At 72.3% G+C, this 16,803-nt stretch carries 14 protein-coding genes; 7 read left to right on the forward strand and 7 right to left on the reverse strand.

Annotated elements, in window-relative coordinates; genetic code table 11:
• Nucleotides 1-175 precede the first annotated feature (175 nt).
• The 5 genes from oxlT to MET2598_RS0123475 all read right to left on the reverse strand — a co-directional run bounded on the left by oxlT (nt 176) and on the right by MET2598_RS0123475 (nt 6,711).
• Nucleotides 176-1,462: an oxalate/formate MFS antiporter gene (gene oxlT, locus MET2598_RS0123460; RefSeq protein ID WP_012330846.1), complete on the reverse strand. Its 1,287-nt coding sequence runs from the start codon at nt 1,460-1,462 to the stop codon at nt 176-178.
• 202 nt (nt 1,463-1,664) lie between these two features.
• Nucleotides 1,665-3,929, reverse strand: coding sequence for a hybrid sensor histidine kinase/response regulator (locus MET2598_RS0123465; RefSeq protein ID WP_018262577.1), 2,265 nt, complete (start codon nt 3,927-3,929; stop codon nt 1,665-1,667).
• Nucleotides 3,930-3,933: 4 nt separating this feature from the next.
• Entirely contained in the window at nt 3,934-5,745 is a 1,812-nt protein-coding gene (locus MET2598_RS0123470; protein ID WP_012330844.1) for an MBL fold metallo-hydrolase, read from the reverse strand.
• Between the two features lie 241 nt (nt 5,746-5,986).
• The gene (locus MET2598_RS41540) at nt 5,987-6,142 is read right to left on the reverse strand and encodes a hypothetical protein (RefSeq protein ID WP_157182254.1); all 156 of its coding nucleotides are present in this window, start codon (nt 6,140-6,142) and stop codon (nt 5,987-5,989) included.
• Nucleotides 6,139-6,711, reverse strand: coding sequence for a hypothetical protein (locus MET2598_RS0123475; RefSeq protein WP_036270506.1), 573 nt, complete (start codon nt 6,709-6,711; stop codon nt 6,139-6,141). The genes MET2598_RS41540 and MET2598_RS0123475 overlap by 4 nt, the downstream gene beginning before the upstream one ends.
• A 264-nt stretch (nt 6,712-6,975) precedes the next feature.
• Here MET2598_RS0123475 and MET2598_RS0123480 point away from each other — a divergent pair, with 264 nt between their 5' ends.
• From MET2598_RS0123480 to MET2598_RS0123490, 3 genes are all read left to right on the forward strand, one after another.
• The gene (locus tag MET2598_RS0123480) at nt 6,976-8,529 is read left to right on the forward strand and encodes a class I adenylate-forming enzyme family protein (protein ID WP_012330842.1); all 1,554 of its coding nucleotides are present in this window, start codon (nt 6,976-6,978) and stop codon (nt 8,527-8,529) included.
• An 84-nt stretch (nt 8,530-8,613) separates the two neighbouring features.
• Nucleotides 8,614-10,077, forward strand: coding sequence for a M81 family metallopeptidase (locus tag MET2598_RS0123485; protein WP_018262579.1), 1,464 nt, complete (start codon nt 8,614-8,616; stop codon nt 10,075-10,077).
• Nucleotides 10,074-11,204, forward strand: coding sequence for a M20/M25/M40 family metallo-hydrolase (locus MET2598_RS0123490; RefSeq protein WP_012330840.1), 1,131 nt, complete (start codon nt 10,074-10,076; stop codon nt 11,202-11,204). The genes MET2598_RS0123485 and MET2598_RS0123490 overlap by 4 nt, the downstream gene beginning before the upstream one ends.
• A 337-nt stretch (nt 11,205-11,541) precedes the next feature.
• Here the strand turns inward: MET2598_RS0123490 and MET2598_RS0123495 are convergent, their stop codons facing one another.
• Nucleotides 11,542-12,792, reverse strand: coding sequence for an MFS transporter (locus MET2598_RS0123495; RefSeq protein ID WP_026190909.1), 1,251 nt, complete (start codon nt 12,790-12,792; stop codon nt 11,542-11,544).
• A gap of 115 nt (nt 12,793-12,907) precedes the next feature.
• On the opposite strand from MET2598_RS0123495, the gene MET2598_RS0123500 reads away from it, so the two are divergent.
• On the forward strand, nt 12,908-13,792 hold the full coding sequence (locus MET2598_RS0123500) for a LysR family transcriptional regulator (protein ID WP_198293034.1): 885 nt from the start codon (nt 12,908-12,910) through the stop codon (nt 13,790-13,792).
• A gap of 296 nt (nt 13,793-14,088) precedes the next feature.
• On the opposite strand, the gene MET2598_RS41545 is transcribed toward MET2598_RS0123500, so the two are convergent.
• Nucleotides 14,089-14,403, reverse strand: coding sequence for a hypothetical protein (locus MET2598_RS41545; protein WP_157182256.1), 315 nt, complete (start codon nt 14,401-14,403; stop codon nt 14,089-14,091).
• 94 nt (nt 14,404-14,497) lie between these two features.
• Between MET2598_RS41545 and argB the strand changes: the two genes are divergently transcribed.
• The 3 genes from argB to MET2598_RS0123520 all read left to right on the forward strand — a co-directional run bounded on the left by argB (nt 14,498) and on the right by MET2598_RS0123520 (nt 16,785).
• The gene (gene argB / locus MET2598_RS0123505) at nt 14,498-15,412 is read left to right on the forward strand and encodes an acetylglutamate kinase (RefSeq protein ID WP_012330837.1); all 915 of its coding nucleotides are present in this window, start codon (nt 14,498-14,500) and stop codon (nt 15,410-15,412) included.
• 92 nt (nt 15,413-15,504) lie between these two features.
• Entirely contained in the window at nt 15,505-16,236 is a 732-nt protein-coding gene (locus MET2598_RS0123510) for a pyrimidine 5'-nucleotidase (protein ID WP_018262582.1), read from the forward strand.
• 126 nt (nt 16,237-16,362) lie between these two features.
• Entirely contained in the window at nt 16,363-16,785 is a 423-nt protein-coding gene (locus MET2598_RS0123520) for a metallopeptidase family protein (RefSeq protein WP_012330834.1), read from the forward strand.
• Nucleotides 16,786-16,803 lie beyond the last annotated feature (18 nt).

Raw genomic sequence — 16,803 nt, forward strand, 5'->3', positions numbered from 1 at the left:
GCCGGTCCCGGCGCCCGGACGGGGGAGGGCATGTGCCCTCGGCATGGCCCGGCCGGTCATGGCCCGGTCCGCATGGCCCGGTCCGCATGGCCCGGTCGGCCCGGCGCGAACGAAAGCGGGCGGCGACGGGGGAACCCGTCGCCGCCCGCTTCGGCGCGAGGCGGACCCGGCGCGATCAGGCCATCTGGACGGCCCGGGCCTCGGCGGTCGCGGTGCTCGCCGCGCTCGAGAGGTAGCGCATCCGCAGGGGCTTGAGGACGAACAGGGCGAGCGCCGCCGCGGTGACGTTGAGCCCGATGATCAGCGCGAACACCGCCGACCAGCCATAGGCCGCCGAGACCATGCTGGCGAAGGGCACCAGGAAGGCCGCCGAGCCCTTGGCGGTGTAGAGCAGGCCCGCATTGCTCGTGGCGTACTTCGAGCCGAACGTGTCGCCGCAGGTGGCCGGGAACAGCGAGTAGATCTCGCCGAACACCCCGAAATAGACCGCCGTCGCGAAGACGAAGACGATCGGGTTCCGGCCGAAGAGAAGCAGCACGATCACGGCGGCGGCGGCGGTCGCGAATGCCATGAACATGGTGTTCTCGCGGCCGATATTGTCCGAGACCCAGCCGAAGAAGGGCCGCCCGAAGCCGTCGAAGATGCGGTCGAGCGAGATCGCGAAGGTGAGCGCCACCATCTGCAGGCCGAGCATGCTCACCGGCACGTCCGCGACCTTGAAGTCGTGGGCGATCGGGGCGATCTGGGCCGCCGTCATCAGGCCGCCCGAGGCCACCATGACGAACATCGCGTACATCACCCAGAAGACCGGCGTGCGCACCGCCTCGCCCGGGGTGCGGTCGACCTGCGATTGCGGCAGGCGCAGGCTCTTGCGCTTGACCGGGACGGCGACGCCGGGCTTGCGCAGCAGGAAGGAGAGCACGACCACCACGGCGCCCTGGATCAGCCCGAAGGTCAGGAAGGCCTGCTGGTAGCCGCTCGTCGCGATCATCTTGGCGATCGGCACCACGGTGAGGGCGGCGCCCGCCCCGAACCCGGCGGCGGTCGCGCCCGCGGCGAGGCCGCGGCGGTCCGGGAACCATTTCAGGGCGTTGCCCACGCAGGTGCCGTAGACCGCGCCGGCGCCGATGCCGCCGATCACCGCCCCGGCGTAGAGGAGCGGGAGCGATTCCGCGTAGGCGTCGAGGACCCAGGCCAGCGCGATCATCACGCCCCCGAAGAAGACCACGACCTGCGGGCCGTAGCGGTCCACGAACCACGCCTCGACCGGCACCAGCCACGTCTCGGTCGCCACGAAGATCGTGAAGGCGAACTGAATGGCCGTGCGCCCCCAGTGGAACTTGGCATCGATCGGGTCGACGAAGAGGGTCCATCCGTACTGGAGGTTGGCGATCATCGCCATGCACACGATGCCGAACGCGAGCTGCCACCACTTCGCGGACGAGGCGTCCTGACGTTCCATCCCTGATTCCCCTTGTTGGTCGGGCTCGGCGCCCGCGGCGCGGAGAATGCACTAAAATTCCTGGTATGCAACATACCAACTGAGGCAATGAGAGGCAGTGCGGTATGATGCCGATTGTGGCCGCAGGATGGCCCGGCGGGCTTCGCTCAGGCGCCGCGCGGGCGCGCGATCCGGGAGCCGCCGTGATCAACCGGATCCCGTCTCAGCCCTCGATCATCGTCCGGATGCGGGTCGCGATGGTCTCGATCGGGAAGGGCTTGGTGAGCAGTTCCATGCCGGGCGCCAGCATGCCGCCGGCGCGGGCCGCGGTCTCGGCATAGCCGGTGATGAACAGCACCTTGAGCCCGGGCCGGGCCGCCCGGGCGAGGTCGGCGAGGCGGCGCCCGTCGAGGCCGGGCAGCCCGATATCGGTGACGAGGAGGTCGATCGGCGTCTCCGAGGTCAGGATGGCGAGCCCGCCCGGGCCGTCCGCGGCCTCCAGCGCCCGGTAGCCGAGATCCTCCAGCACCTCGACGATCAGCCCGCGCACCGCCGTCTCGTCGTCCACGATAAGCACCGTCTCCCCGCGCCCGCGGCGGATCGCGCCGGCGGCCCGCTCGCCGGCCTCCGCGAGGTCGGGCCCCTGGTAGCGGGGCAGGTAGAGGCGGATCTCGGTCCCGCGCCCCACCTCCGAGCGCATCGCCACGCAGCCCTCCGACTGGCGGGCGAAGCCGTAGACCATCGAGAGGCCGAGGCCGGTGCCCTGGCCGATCGGCTTGGTGGTGAAGAAGGGCTCCACCGCCCGCGCCATCACCTCGGGCGGCATGCCGGTGCCCGTATCGGCGACCCGGATGCAGACGTACTCGCCCGGCGGGACCTCGCAGGGGGAGGCCTCCGCCGCGCCCAGCACCGCGTTGGCGGTCTCGATCGTGAGCCGCCCGCCCTCCGGCATCGCGTCGCGGGCGTTGATCGCGAGGTTCAGGATCGCGCTCTCCAGCTGGGGCGGGTCGCAGAGCGTCACCCAGAGATGCGCCGGGGTGACGATCTCCAGCCGCACCGCCTCGCCGATGCTGCGCCGCAGGAGGTCCTCCATGCCGGCGACGAGGCCGCCCGCCTCCACGGGCTTCGGGTCCAGGGGCTGGCGGCGGGCGAAGGCGAGGAGCCGGTGGGTCAGCGCCGCGGCGCGGTTCGCCGAGGTCATCGCCGTGCGCGCGTAGCGCTCCAGCGTGTCGATCCGCCCCTGGGCGAGGCGCGTCTGCATCATGTCGAGGGAGCCGATGATGCCGGTGAGGAGGTTGTTGAAGTCGTGGGCGATGCCGCCGGTGAGCTGGCCCACCGCCTCCATCTTCTGGGCTTGGCGCAGCTGCGCCTCCGCCTCCTCGCGGGCCGTGACCGCCCGCGCCCGCTCGGTCGCGGCGAGCGCCGCGGCGGCGTCCGCCCGCATCTGGCGCTTGAGGGCGAGCACGATCAGGATCACCGCCGCCACGCAGGCGAGCGCCGCGCTCGCGACCAGGATCGCCTCGCGGTGCCAGCCGGCCAGCACCTCGTCGCGGGTGCGGGTGACGTTGACCACGAGGGCGTAGTCGCGGGTCGAGCGGGTCGAGACGAGGCGCCACAGCCCGTCCATCGAGTCGGATATCTCGTAGAAGCCCGACCGCGCCTCCAGGAAGGGGGCCTCGAAGGCCCGGATGCGGAACTGGCGCCCCACCCCCGGCACCGGCGGCTCGCGGGTCATCAGCACGCCGTCGCGCCGCCACAGGCTGATCGCGGCCTGGCCGCCGAGGTTGAGGGAGCGGTAGAAGCGGTCGAAGTAGCTGAGGTCGATCGCCCCGAGGACGAGGCCCATGAAGCGCCCGTCCGCCGCGGCGAGGCGCCGGGCGAGGTAGAAGGTCCAGGTGCCGTTGCCCCGGTTCTGCACCGGCTCGGTGACGTAGGGCTCGCTCAGCGGCGTGTCGCGCAGGTGCGCGAAGTAGTCCCGGTCCGAGAGGTTGATCGGCGGGATCGGGTAGCCGCGGGAGAAGTTGATCAGGTGCCCGTCCGCCGCCACGAGGGTCACCGCGTCGAGCTGCGGCACCCCGGCGAGCTTGCCCCGCAGCAGATCGTGCGTGTCGCGCCCGGCCTTGAGGCGGGCGAACTCCTCCGGCGTGGCGATGCCCTCGGCGGCGTAGAGGTCGATCACGCTCTGGAGCACGAGGTTGACGCTCTGGAGCGTGCGCGCCGCGTCCTCGGCCAGGACCGTGTTCAGGGTCGCGAGTTCGCGCTGCGCGTCGTCGAGGGCGCGCTGGCGCATCTCCAGCACGAGGCCGCCCGCCGCCGCCAGGATGAGGAGGCTCGGCAGCAGCGCGGTCAGCACGAAGGCGGAGCGCCGCGGCAGCCGGCGCAGGGCGTCCCATCCGGCGCGGAGCCGCGCGCGCCGGGGCGGCCGGCGCGGCAGCAGGCCCGACAGGGGCGGGGCCGGCCGCGCGGCGGGGTCGGAGGGGAGGCCCACGGCGTCAGACCGGCGGGGACCGCTCGATCTCGCGAAGCGCGAGATCGGCGAGCCAGCGCAGGAGCGTCTCCCCGTCCGCGTCGAGGAAGCGCGGCCGCGTGTCGGCGACGCAGAGCGTGCCGATGCAGTGGCCCTGGGCCAGGATCAGCGGCTGCCCGGCGTAGAAGCGCAGGTAGGGCGGGCCGACCACCGCCGGGTTGTCGGCGAAGCGGCTGTCCAGGAGCGTGTCGGGGACCACGAGGGGCAGGCGGGCGCCGCTCCCGTCCGAGGCCGCCACCGCGTGGGCGCAGAGCGAGGCGTCGCGGGGCGTCTCGCGAAAGGGGAAGCCGGCCTTCGCCTTGAACCATTGCCGGTCCCGGTCGACGAGGCTGAGGGCCGCGAAGGGCGTCGCGAGGCTCTGGGCGGCCAGGGTCACCAGCCGGTCGAACCGCTCCTCGGGCGGCGTGTCGAGGAGGCCGAGGCCGTGCAGGGCGGCGAGCCGCTCGGCCTCCCGCGGCGGCTTGGCGGCGCGCGCCCAGCGGCAGGCGGTGCGCATCAGCCAGGCCCGCAGGCGGGTGCGGGCGTAGCTCGGGGTGAAGGGCGTGACGAGCCGGTCGCTGATGCCGATCGCCTCGTCGCCGCGCCGGTCGCCCGACCGGCTCACCAGCACGATCGGCAGGTCCTGCCCGGCCGGGCCGAGGGCCCGCACGGCCGCGCAGAGCGCGGCGAGGCGCTCGGCCGGCTCGGCCCCGTTCTCGATCACCGCCAGGGCCGGCCGGTGCTGGCGGACGGCCCGCGCCACGGCCTCGGCGGTGAGCGCCGTCTCGTGCACGGCGACGCCGTCGCCGCGCAGGAGGGCGGCGAGGCGCTCGGCCTCGCCCGGGTCGGCGGCGGCGATCACCACCGACTGCGCCGCGAGCGCCGAGCCCACCGCCTCGCGCGCCGAGCGGGCGCGGGCCGCCGCCGGCGCGGATTGCCGGGCCGCCGCGAGGTCGATCGCCTGCCCCTCGGCGGCGGCGAAGAGGTCGAGATCCTCGACGCGGTACCGCGCCACCAGGGCGTCCAGGCTGTCGTCGTCGCGCTGGGGGTCGTGGTGCATCAGGGCGAGCCGCGCCGCCCCCGCCTCCCGGGCGACGCGGCGGGCGTACTCGACGGTGCTGTGGCCCCAGCCGAGCTTCGCCTGGTACTCGGCGGCGGTGTATTGCGCGTCGTGGATCACGAGGTCGGCCCCGCGCAGGAACTCGGCGTGGCGGCGGTCGAGCCCCTCGGGCGGGGCGGTGCCGTCCGCGGCGGCGGTGCAGAAGGGCTCGTGGTCGAGGGCGTAGACCAGCGTCGCCCCGTCGGCGGTGAGGCGGTAGCCGAGCGTCAGGGCCGGGTGGTTGAGGTAGTGGGTCTCGACCGCGACGTCGTCGCCCTCGCCGAGGGACAATTCGCCCTCGACGAGTTCGTGGTAGCGGATGGTGGCGCCGAGCTGCTCCAGGGAGACCGGGAAGTAGCTGTACTGCATCTGTCCCGAGAGGGTCTCGCGCAGGGAGGCCCCGAGGCCGCGCGGCGCGTAGATGTCCCACTCGTTGCCCGGCGCGAAGAAGGGCGCGAAGAACGGCACGCCCTGGATGTGGTCCCAGTGCGTGTGGGTGATGAGGACGTGGCCGCGCAGGGGCCGGCCCGCCGCGGCGAGTTCCTGGCCGAGGGCGTAGGCGCCCGTGCCCATGTCGAGGATCACGAGCGTGCCGCGCGCCGTGCGCACCGCCACGCAGGAGGTGTTGCCGCCGTAGCGGATCGTGCGCGGACCTGGGATCGGCAGGGAGCCCCGTGTCCCGAAGAACCGAACCTGCATGGCCCCCCCTCCCGCAGCCGGCCATTCGCGCATCCGAGCGGAGGAGGGAACTTTTGGCGAGAACCGGCCGCGCTTCAAGCGCTGTTCTCGCCCGGGCCGCGGCGGAGCGGCGGAATGGCGGCAATCCGACAAGTCCCGGCGCCCCGCCGGCTGGCTGCGGGCCCGCGCGGCGGGCCCAGGCCCCGGCCGGGACAGGTCTTCCGCCCGCACCGGGCGGGAGCAGGCCGGCGGGCTTACTTCCTCAATAGGGGCTGTCATTGTGGTGGGGGCTGTAGAGTGTCGGGGCGGATTGTCCCCTGCCGTAATCGTAGCCGTCGTTGGACGGGTTGCCGGAGGGGTTCGGGCGCCCGCCGCCGCCCCGGACCGGCCCCCAGCGGCGCATGGTGTCGGCCATCATCCGGTCGCCCTCGGCCGCGCGACGAGGCCCGCGAGCGCCGTGCCGGCGAGGGACGGGTCGGAGACCGTCTTGGCGAAATCCGCGCCCTTGGCGGCCGTGTAGACGACCCGCCCGCCCTCCTCGACGAAGAGCACGTCGGCGATGCCCGGGCGCGCCGCGACGCGGCGGGCGGCCTCCTGCACCTTGGCGTGGCGGCGCCCGTACATCGTCCCGGTGCCGGCGCCGTCGAGGGCGAGGCGCTCCTCGACCGTCGCGGGGGCGGTGAAGGCCCTCACCACCGCGTCGAAGTCGGGCTTGCCGGGGTCCAGGGTCTCGATCAGGTCCGGCAGGTTCGCGGCGACCTGCGGCAGGCTCGCCAGGGCCTGCACCTCGTCGACGAGGCGCGCCGCCGCCAGCTCGATCCCGGTCTTGCGGGCCGTCGCCGCGAAGGCGAGGCGCTCCTGGGCGGAGTCCACCAGCCCCGCCCGGGCCGCGTACCAGCTCAGGCTCCCCATGGCGCCGGCGCTGAGGAGCGCGAGGCCGACCGTCATGGCCGGAAGACGAGCCCGGAGACTTGCGAACACCGCCATGACCCTGCCCCTGATGCGGGATGCGGGCAGATTTCTACCGAGGAAGTAAAATCATCGTGAATCGATGTGCCGGATCTGATCGCCGTCATGGCGCCGATCTGGCGCCGCGCGACTGACGCAGGGGAGGCGAAAGAATGGGCGAGCCGGGGGATGATTTCTCACGAAAAGGAGCCCTGCGGGCGCAAGCGGGGCGGTTTGTCGGATGGATGACGGCCGCCGTGCGGATGCGTAAGACGGCGGATCCGCCCCGGCCCGGAGATCGCCGTGCTCGCCCCGTCCGCTTCCAGCCCGTCCTCCGACCCGCCCCCGACCCGCTTCAACGCCGCGCGCCACTGCCTGGAGGCGCAGGCGCGCCGTCATCCCGACAAGCCCGCCCTGATCCTCGCGGGGGAGGGCGGGGCCGCGCAGGTGCTGAGCTACGGCGAGATCGACCGGGCGGTGCGCGCCGTCGCGGCGGGCCTGCTCGCCCTCGGCCTCGCGCCGGGCAGCCGGGTGATGATCCGCATGGGCAACGACGCCGATTACGCGATCGTGTACTTCGCGGCGCTGGCCGCCGGGCTGGTGGCGCAGCCCTCCTCGCCCCAGCTCACCCCCGCCGAGGCGGCCTTCCTGCTGGAGGATTCGGGAGCCGCCGCGGTGGTGGCGGCGGAGGATTGCCCCCTCGATCCCGCCTCCCTGCGCGGCCGCGCGCTGCTGCGGCCCGCCGACGTGGCGCGCCTGCGGGCCGGGACGCCGCTCGCCGCCTACGCCGACACCGCGGCCGAGGACCCGGCCTCCCTCGTCTACACCTCGGGCACGACGCGCCGGCCGAAGGGCGTGCTGCACGCCCACCGCGCCGTCTGGGGCCGGCGCCCGATGCACGACCACTGGCTCGGGCTCACCGGGGACGACGTCGTGCTGCATGCCGGCACCATGAACTGGACCTACACGCTGGGCGTCGGGATCCAGGATCCCTGGGCGCGCGGGGCGACGGCGGTGCTCTACACCGGCCCGCGCGACCCGGCCCTGTGGCCCGCCCTGATCGCCCGCACGCGCGCCACCCTGTTCGCCGCGGTGCCGAGCCTCTACCGGCAGATCCTGAAATACGCCGATTTGTCCGCCCACGACCTGTCGCGCCTGCGCCACGGCATCACGGCGGGCGAGGCGCTCTCCCCCGAGCTCCTCGCCGCCTGGACGGCGGCGACCGGCAAGCCCCTCTACGAGGCGCTCGGCATGAGCGAGGTCTCGACCTACGTCTCGACCGGCCCGACCGTGCCGGTGCGGCCGGGCTCGCCGGGCCGGCCCCAGCCCGGGCGGCGCGTCGCCATCCTCCCGCCCGAGGGCGAGCCCGTGCCGCTGCCGGCGGGCGAGACCGGGCTCCTCGCCGTGCACCGCTCCGATCCCGGGCTGATGCTCGGCTACTGGAACCGCCCCGACGAGGAGGCGGCGGTGATCCGGGGCGAGTGGTTCGCGGGCGGCGACCTCGCCCGGCTCGACGCGGACGGCTACGTCTGGTTCGAGGGCCGCCACGACGACCTGATGAACGCCTTCGGCTACCGGGTCTCGCCGAACGAGGTCGAGGCGGCGCTGATCGGCCACCCGGAGGTGCAGGAGGTGGCGGTCGCCGAGCGGGCCGTGCGGGCGGACGTGCGGGTCGTCGCCGCCTACGTGGTGCCGAGGCCCGGGGCCGCGCCGGAGGCGGAGGATCTGCTCGCGTGGTGCCGCGCGCGCCTCGCAGCCTACAAGTGCCCGCGCGAGATCGTGTTCCTGGAGGCGCTGCCGCGCACGCCGAACGGCAAGGTGCAGAGGAAGCGGCTCGCCGAGGCGGCGGGGGCCTGAGGGCCCGGCCCGGTGCGCCCCTTGCGCGCGGCGGGCGGCCCGGGCCACACCGTCACGCCGGCCGCCACGGGAGGATCCCCCCGCATGAAGCTGTTCATCGCCTCCCTGGCGACCGAGACCAACACCTTCGCGCCGCTGCCGACCGGGCGGCCCGCCTTCCTGGCGGACTACGCCCGTCGCGATGGCAGCCGCAACCCGCCGCGCCTGAGCAATATCGGGCTGATCGCGTGGCGCCGCCTCGCCGAGGCGGACGGGCACGAGGTGGTCGAGAGCCTCTCGACCTTCGCCCAGCCCGGCGGGATCACCCTGCGGGCCGTCTACGAGGACCTGCGCGACGCGCTCCTGGCCGACCTCAAGGCCGCCGGGCCGGTCGACGCCGTGCTGCTCTTCATGCACGGCGCCATGGTGGCCGAGGGCTACGACGATTGCGAGGGCGACACCCTCGCCCGGGTGCGCGGCATCGTCGGGCCGGGCGTGCCGGTCGGCGTCGAGCTCGACCTGCACTGCCACCTCACCGAGACGATGCGGCAGGCCGCCGACGTCATGGTGATCTACAAGGAATATCCCCACACCGACATCGTCGCGCGCGCCCGCGACCTCTACCCGCTGGTGATCGCCGCCGCCGAGGGGCGGATCCGGCCGGTGATGGCCTACGCGGATTGCCGGATGGTGAGCCTCTGGCGCACCTCCGACCCGCCCGTGCGCCGCTTCGTCGACCGCATGAGCGCCGCGGAGGGCCGCGACGGGATCCTGTCGGTCTCCTTCGGCCACGGCTTCCCCTGGGCGGACGTCGCCGATGTCGGCGCCAAGATGCTGGTCGTGGCCGACGGCGACGAGGCCGCGGCGGCGGCGCTCGCGCGCAGCCTCGCCGCCGAGGTCTGGGCCATGCGCGAGGAGGCCGCGACCCCCTACGTCACCATCGACGCGGCGATCGACCGGGCGCTCGCCTGCGACGATCCCCGCCCGATGGTGCTCGCCGACGTCGCCGACAATGCCGGGGCGGGCGCCCCCTCCGACAACACGGCGATCCTGCGCCGCCTCGTCGCGCGCGGCGTCCGGGACGCGGCGAGCGGCCTCTACTGGGATCCGGGGGCGGTCGGCATCTGCCGGGAGGCCGGGATCGGCGCGCGCTTCACCCTGCGGGTCGGCGGCAAGTGCGGCGTGACCTCCGGCGACCCCGTCGATCTCGCCGTCACGGTGCGCGGCCTGGCGGACGACCACAGCCAGGCGGGCCTGAGCGGCGGGCGGGCGCTGCTCGGCCCGAGCGCCTGGGTCGAGGCGGACGGGATCCACCTCGTGCTGACGAGCCAGCGCCAGCAGCCCTTCGACCCGGACGCCTTCACGGGCCTCGGCCTCACCCTGCACGACAAGCGCCTCGTCGTCGTGAAGTCGATGCAGCACTTCCACGCCGCCTTCGCGGGCCTCGCGAGCGCGGTGCTCTACGTGGCGGCCCCGGGCGCGGTGCCGCCGGACTTCGCCGCCCTGCCCCTCACCAAGAAGGCCGGGCCCTGGTGGCCCCGCGACCCCAACCCCTTCGGTGCCGCATGATTCCCTCCGGGCTGCCCCTCGACCTCGACGCGATGCTGGCGACGCTCCGCCCCTGGGTGGAATGCGAGAGCCCGACCTTCGCCACGCCGGCCGTCAACCGCATGATGGCGCTCGCCGCCCGCGACCTCGCGGTGGCGGGGGCGCGCATCGAGGTCGTGCCCGGCCGGATGGGCCTCGGCGACTGCGTGCGCGCCCGCTTCCCCCACCCGCGGCCCGAGACGCCCGGCATCCTGGTGCTCGGCCACATGGACACGGTGCATCCCGTGGGCACGCTGGAGGTCCTGCCCTGGCGCCGCGAGGGCGGGCGCGTCCACGGCCCCGGCATCCTCGACATGAAGGGCGGCAACCTCCTCGCCCTGGAGGCGATCCGGGCGCTCGGGCGGGCCGGGATCGCGACGCCGCTGCCGGTCACGGTGCTGCTCACCGGCGACGAGGAGATCGGCAGTCCCTCGACCCGCGACCTGATCGAGGCGGAGGCCTCGCGCCACCGCTACGTCCTGGTGCCGGAACCGGGCCACGAGGACAACGGCGTGGTGACGGGCCGCTACGCGATCGCGCGCTTCGTCCTGGAGGCCACGGGCCGGCCGAGCCATGCCGGGGCGCGGCTCGGCGAGGGGCGCTCGGCGGTGCGCGCCTTCGCCCGCAAGATCCTGGCGATCGAGGCGATGTCGGGGGAGGATTGCACCTTCAGCGTCGGCATCGTGCAGGGTGGCCAGTGGGTGAACTGCGTGCCGACGCGGTGCCGGGGCGAGGCGCTCAGCATGGCCAAGCGCCAGGCCGACCTCGACCGGGGCGTGGCGCGCATGCTCGCCCTCTCGGGCACGGAGGACGACGTCGCCTTCACGGTGACGCGCGGGGTCACCCGCCCGGTCTGGGAGCCGGACGCCGAGACCCTCGCCCTCTACGAGACCGCCCGCGCCCTCGCGGCGGCCGAGGGGCTGGCCCTGCCGCATCGCAGCGCCGGGGGCGGCTCGGACGGCAACTTCACCGGGGCGATGGGCATCCCGACCCTCGACGGGCTCGGGGCGATCGGGCGCGGCTACCACACCCTCGAGGAGCAGATCGACGAGGCGAGCCTGGTGAGCCGGGCGCGGCTCTTCGCGGGGCTGCTCGCGATGCTGCGCTGAGCCGGGGGCGCCCGCCATCGTCCCGTCGCGCAGCCGCCCCTCGAGCCACGATGGTAGACCCAACCCACCTCCTTGGCGATGAGCGGCCAGAGATCGGTCATGAAATCCAATGTTCCGGTCCCGGCCTTGAGACGGAGGCGTGTTATCTGTTCGGCATTCAAGAAGGTTGGCTGATAGCGGGGCGCGGCCTCGATCCGAAGCTCCGCGCGCGACAGGTAGGGAACGCCGCGCCTCGATCCGGCGAGACTGCGCGGCTCATGTCTCGACGTGACAGGCTGTCCCGAAAGCCTTCGCCGCGCTCGCCGCCGACGAGGGCCGCCGCGATTCGTTGGATCGGTCAGCGCGCCGCTGCCTGCGGCTGAGACGATGAAAGCACGAGGGTGACGCATCCGAACGCGAGTCCGACTGAGCAGACACCCAACCAGCCGAAGCTGACCCATGCCAATCCGGATAAGGCCGACCCGGCCGCGGCGCCGAGGAAGAACAGGCCTGTGAACAGCCCGTTCACACGGCCTCTTGCTTCGGGGCGCAACAGGTTGATTGCGCGCCGTCCCAGCGTCTGATCGCCGATCACCCCCAGATCGAGCAGGACGGCGCTGGCGACCAGGATCGCGAGAGGAGCCCAACTCGGGGCGAAAGGCGTGCCGACCAGGACGTCGCCGCCGATGCCGGCGAGGATCATCGCGGCGATGACCGCGAGGTGGGCGAGTCGCGTTGCGCTGCGCGTCCAGCCCCGGTCGCCCGCTCGCCCGGCGATCGGGGCGATGACCGCCCCGGCGGCTCCGGCCAGGGCGAAAAGGCCGATTCCGGTCTGACCGAGGGAGAATGGCTGATCGGAAAGGCGCAAGGCGACCGACGTCCAGAACACCCCGAATGCGCCCATGCACAGGGCCTGGTAACTGGCCCGGCGCCGAAGGACGGGCTCCTCCCGCAGGATCGTCAGCATCGATCCGATGAGCGCCGAATAATTCGTGCCGGTCGCGGGCTTGCGGACCGGTAAGACGGTGGCCAGGATCATGCTCAGGGCTGCGATGATCAAGGAGAGCCCACCGTAGAACCAGCGCCAACCGACGAACTCCGCAACCCAACTCGCGGCTGGCCGCGAAAGAAGGATGCCGAGCATGAGGCCGCTCATCACGTTGCCGACGACACGACCGCGATGTGCTTCAGGAGAGAGTTGAGCCGCCACCGGTACGAGCATTTGAATCGCGCTGGTGGTCACACCGGCGACGTACGACGCCAGTAGGAAGAGAAATGGCGTCGGGGCAAGCGCGATCGCCGCCAGGGCAGCAACGTCAACCAGCAAAGTCACAACGATCACCGTCCGGTTCTCGACGAGATCCGTCAGTGGGACGAGCAGGAACAGGCCGCTCGCATAGCCGAGCAGAGTAAGTGTCGATACAAGACTGGCTTCGGATGTGCTTAACGAAAATGACGATCCGATCAAGCCGATCAGGGGCTGCGACGCATACAGGCTCAGTACGACGACGCCAACGGCGCATGCGAACAGGACAGTTAGTCCGGCGGACATTGTGTTCGATCGGCTGATGGGCGGTGGCGCGCTGGTCATTCGGGCGTGGGTGTGCATGGCGGCCCTTGTGTTCACTGCGTTGACCTCACGCCGTCCTGCACCATTGGGGCAGCCGTGATAATCGGCGTTGATCGAGAATGTCTCTTCCTGTGGGCGAAACGATATGGCGAGCTTGGAGCAGTACGAGGTCCTCGTCGCGATCATCGAGCGAGGAAGCCTGAGCGCCGCTGCCAAGAGGCTGAACCGGTCCCTGCAGTCCGTCAGCCGTGCGCTGACCGCACTCGAGACCGATCTGGGAACCGAACTCATCCGGCGTACGACCCGGCGGTTGCAGCCGACCCCCGCGGGAATGATATTGTACGAGCGACTGAGAACAGCGTTGAAAGAAATAGGAGATGCGCGCCTGCAGGTGAAGAGCGAAAAAACCAAAATAAACGGTCTATTTAGGATCGGCGCATCTGTACTATTTGCGCCGAAATTTGTGGTTCCATGCGCAACGGCATTCATGAATAGGTTTCCTGAAGTAAGTATAGACTTGGTATTGAATGATGCTGTCGTTGATCTCATCGAACATCGGCTCGATGTTGCGATTCGCATAGGAGATCTCGGCGCCATCAGCCTGCGGTCGAAGAAGATCGCGGAGCTGCGCCGCGTCCTGGTCGCCGCGCCATCCTATCTTGCTCGCCATGGTGTGCCGCGTGATCCCGACGATCTTGCATCGCATCTCTGCGTGGTCCGCACCTTCGGGCCGGAGGGCGACGCGTGGCCCTTGTCGGTCGACGGTGTCGTGGTGCGAACACAGGTGAAGGGTGCCTTCCGGTGCAGCGACGCGGCCGGAGCCAACGCGGCCACGATCCTCGGAGCCGGGATCGGCCTCGCGCCGCTCTGGCAAGTCAGACAGGACCTCGACGAGGGTCGCCTCGAACTCGTGCTTCCCCAGTGTGAGCCTCCTCCCATACGCGTCAGCGCTGTGTGGCCGGGGAGCTTGGAGACGCCCGCGCGGACGCAGCTGTTTGTCGAGATGGTGTCGAACCGTCTCGCGGGCGAACGCGTGTGAGGAAGTCTCCGGCCGCCGCGAACGGGGACAGCCGGCCGTGCGCCGCGGCGATGTCGATGCGGATGCGGCGGAGCGGAGAGGCCTTGAAGCGAGGACGCTCCGGCTCGTCCCCCTCCGCCTCCGGCGGCCGGCCGATGCCGCGGCGTCGCAGACGGCGGTGCGGCGGCGAGCGGGTCAGGCGCGCTGGCGCCGGCGCGCTTTGCGGAGCCTGTTCGGGCGCACGGGGAGATCGAGAGCCACCTGCGCTGGCCGTTGGACGTGATGGTCGACGAGGATCACGCTCGCCCGAGGACCGATCACGGGACCGAGAACCGACCAGCGCGGTGCCGAATCCGAGGGGGGAGCGCCGGGCCTGGAAGGTCCCGCCCGGCGCCGTCGCCGCGCCGGTCACCCCGCGCCAGCCGGCCGAGCGGCGCAGCCACGACGACGCCCGGCACCGCACCGCCAGCCTGTTCGCCGCGCTCGACGTGAAGGCCGGGACGGTGAACGGGCCGCGTCACCGCGCCGGCGCGTTCCGCCGCTGCCCGGACGAGATCGAGGCGGCGGTGCCGGCCGACCTCGACGTGCACCTGGTGCCCGACACCGCGGCGATGCACGAGCACCGTCTCCAAGGCCGGCCTCCGGCCGCGCCTTCCGGCGGCCGGGATCCTGCGCTAGAACCCGCCGCCGCGGGCGACCGGGCCCGATCGAGAGGACCTCGTCACGATGAGCCAATCCGAGACGGACGCGCTGCCCAACGTGCACGTGCGCGCCGAGGTGCTGGTGCAGGCGCTGCCCCACATGCAGCGCTACGACGAGGAGATCGTCGTCATCAAGTACGGCGGCCACGCCATGGGCGACCGGGCGGCGGCGGAGGATTTCGCCGAGGACGTGGTCCTGCTGGAGCAGTCGGGCCTCAAGCCCGTGATCGTGCACGGCGGCGGGCCGCAGATCGGCCGCATGCTCGACCGGCTCGGCATCAAGTCGGAGTTCCGCGAGGGCCTGCGCGTCACCGATGCGGCCACCGTCGAGGTGGTCGAGATGGTGCTCGCCGGCTCGATCAACAAGCAGATCGTCGGCTGGATCTCGGCCGAGGGCGGCAAGGCCATCGGCCTGTGCGGCAAGGACGGCAACATGGTGCAGGCGCGGCGCGCCACCCGCACCGTCGTCGATCCCGATTCCAACCTGGAGCGGGAGGTCGATCTCGGCCTCGTCGGCGAGCCGGAGCGGGTCAACCGCGCGGTGCTCGACGCGGTGCTGAAGGCCGAGCTGATCCCGGTGCTCGCCCCGGTGGCGGTCGGCAGCGACGGCCAGACCTACAACGTCAACGCCGACACCTTCGCGGGCGCCATCGCGGGGGCCCTGCGGGCCAAGCGCCTCCTCCTCCTCACCGACGTGCCGGGCGTGCTCGACAAGAACAAGAAGCTGATCCCGGAACTCTCGGTCGAGGATTGCCGCCGGCTCGTCGCCGACGGGACCATCACGGGCGGCATGATCCCGAAGATCGAGACCTGCATCTACGCCATCGAGCAGGGCGTCGAGGCGGTGGTCATCCTCGACGGCAAGGTCCCGCACGCGGTGCTGCTGGAGCTGTTCACCGATTACGGCGCCGGCACGCTGATCCGCCGCAGCGCACCCTGACGGCGATCGGCGCTTCCTTTCCGGAGCCAGATGCTTATCTTGGACGCCCGGGGGCCGCGGGGCCCCCTTCGCGTCGAATGGGCCGAGCTTCCGTGTTCCTTCCGAGCGAGAGCCACCTCACCGCCCCGGACGCCCGCGGCTTTTCCGGTGTCGAGACCTGGGTCTTCGACCTCGACAACACGCTCTACCCGCACGAGGCCCGCGTCTGGCCCCAGGTCGACGAGCGCATCACCCTCTACGTGATGGAGCTGTTCGGGCTCGACGGGCTCTCGGCGCGCGCCCTGCAGAAGCACTTCTACCACCGCTACGGGACGACCCTGCGGGCGCTGATGCAGGAGGAGGCGGTCGATCCCTACGACTTCCTCGACTTCGCCCACGACATCGACCATTCGGGCATCGCCCTCAACCCGGCCCTCGGCCGGGCGATCGAGGCCCTGCCGGGCCGCAAGCTCATCCTCACCAACGGCTCGCGCCGGCACGCCGAGAACGTGGCGCGCAAGCTCGGCATCCTCGACCATTTCGAGGACGTGTTCGACATCGCGGCCTCCGACTTCGTGCCCAAGCCCGAGCGGCGGGCCTACGAGACCTTCCTCGACCGGCACGCGGTCGATCCGACCCGCGCGGCCCTGTTCGAGGACATCGCCAAGAACCTCGTCGTGCCCCACGACCTCGGCATGGCGACGGTGCTGGTGGTGCCGCGCACGGTCGATCCGTTCCGGGACGCGTCCGAGCAGGAGGCGGTGCGGGCCCCGCACATCGACCACATCACCAACGACCTCGCGGGCTTCCTGAGCGAGCGGGTCGCCCCGGCGCTGCCGCGGTGAGCGCCCGCCGATGAATCCCGAGACGGACCCGATCGAGGTCTGGGGCCGGCGCATCGGCCGCGGCCTCGGCCTCGTCGCCCTCGTGGCGATGGCGTGGTGGCTCGGCGTGCAACTGAGGCTGTGGGGATGAGCGACGGACCCGACTGGAGCGCCGCCCGCGCCCCCGACCTCGCGGCCTTCGAAGCCCTGGCCGAGGCGGCCTTCGCGCGGCTGCCCGAGAGCTTCCGCCGGCTCTGCGAGGGGGTGGTGATCCGCGTCGAGGATTTTCCCGACGAGGACACCCTCGACGAGATGGGCTGCGAGAGCGAGTTCGACCTGCTCGGGCTGTTCCGCGGCACCGGGCTCGCCCAGGGCGGGGGCGCGGCGAGCCTCGCGACGGGCCAGTTCCCCAACATGGTCTGGCTCTACCGCCGCCCGCTCCTGGATTACTGGGCCGAGCACGACGAGACGCTCGGCCACCTCGTCACCCACGTGCTGGTGCACGAGATCGGCCACCATGTCGGGCTGTCGGACGACGACATGGCCCGGATCGAGGCGCAGGCGGAGTAGGGCGCGGCCGGCGCCCCG

Origin of the sequence: Methylobacterium sp. WSM2598 (assembly GCF_000379105.1) — a bacterium.
GTDB lineage: Bacteria > Pseudomonadota > Alphaproteobacteria > Rhizobiales > Beijerinckiaceae > Methylobacterium.

Bases quoted from the DNA above. Each gene is read 5' to 3' on its own strand.
- oxlT (WP_012330846.1), bottom strand. From the start codon at position 1,462: ATGGAACGTCAGGACGCCTCGTCCGCGAAGTGGTGGCAGCTCGCGTTC.
- MET2598_RS0123470 (WP_012330844.1), bottom strand. From the start codon at position 5,745: ATGCAGGTTCGGTTCTTCGGGACACGGGGCTCCCTGCCGATCCCAGGT.
- MET2598_RS41540 (WP_157182254.1), bottom strand. From the start codon at position 6,142: ATGATGGCCGACACCATGCGCCGCTGGGGGCCGGTCCGGGGCGGCGGC.
- MET2598_RS0123475 (WP_036270506.1), bottom strand. From the start codon at position 6,711: ATGGCGGTGTTCGCAAGTCTCCGGGCTCGTCTTCCGGCCATGACGGTC.
- MET2598_RS0123485 (WP_018262579.1), top strand. From the start codon at position 8,614: ATGAAGCTGTTCATCGCCTCCCTGGCGACCGAGACCAACACCTTCGCG.
- MET2598_RS0123490 (WP_012330840.1), top strand. From the start codon at position 10,074: ATGATTCCCTCCGGGCTGCCCCTCGACCTCGACGCGATGCTGGCGACG.
- MET2598_RS0123495 (WP_026190909.1), bottom strand. From the start codon at position 12,792: ATGCACACCCACGCCCGAATGACCAGCGCGCCACCGCCCATCAGCCGA.
- argB (WP_012330837.1), top strand. From the start codon at position 14,498: ATGAGCCAATCCGAGACGGACGCGCTGCCCAACGTGCACGTGCGCGCC.
- MET2598_RS0123520 (WP_012330834.1), top strand. From the start codon at position 16,363: ATGAGCGACGGACCCGACTGGAGCGCCGCCCGCGCCCCCGACCTCGCG.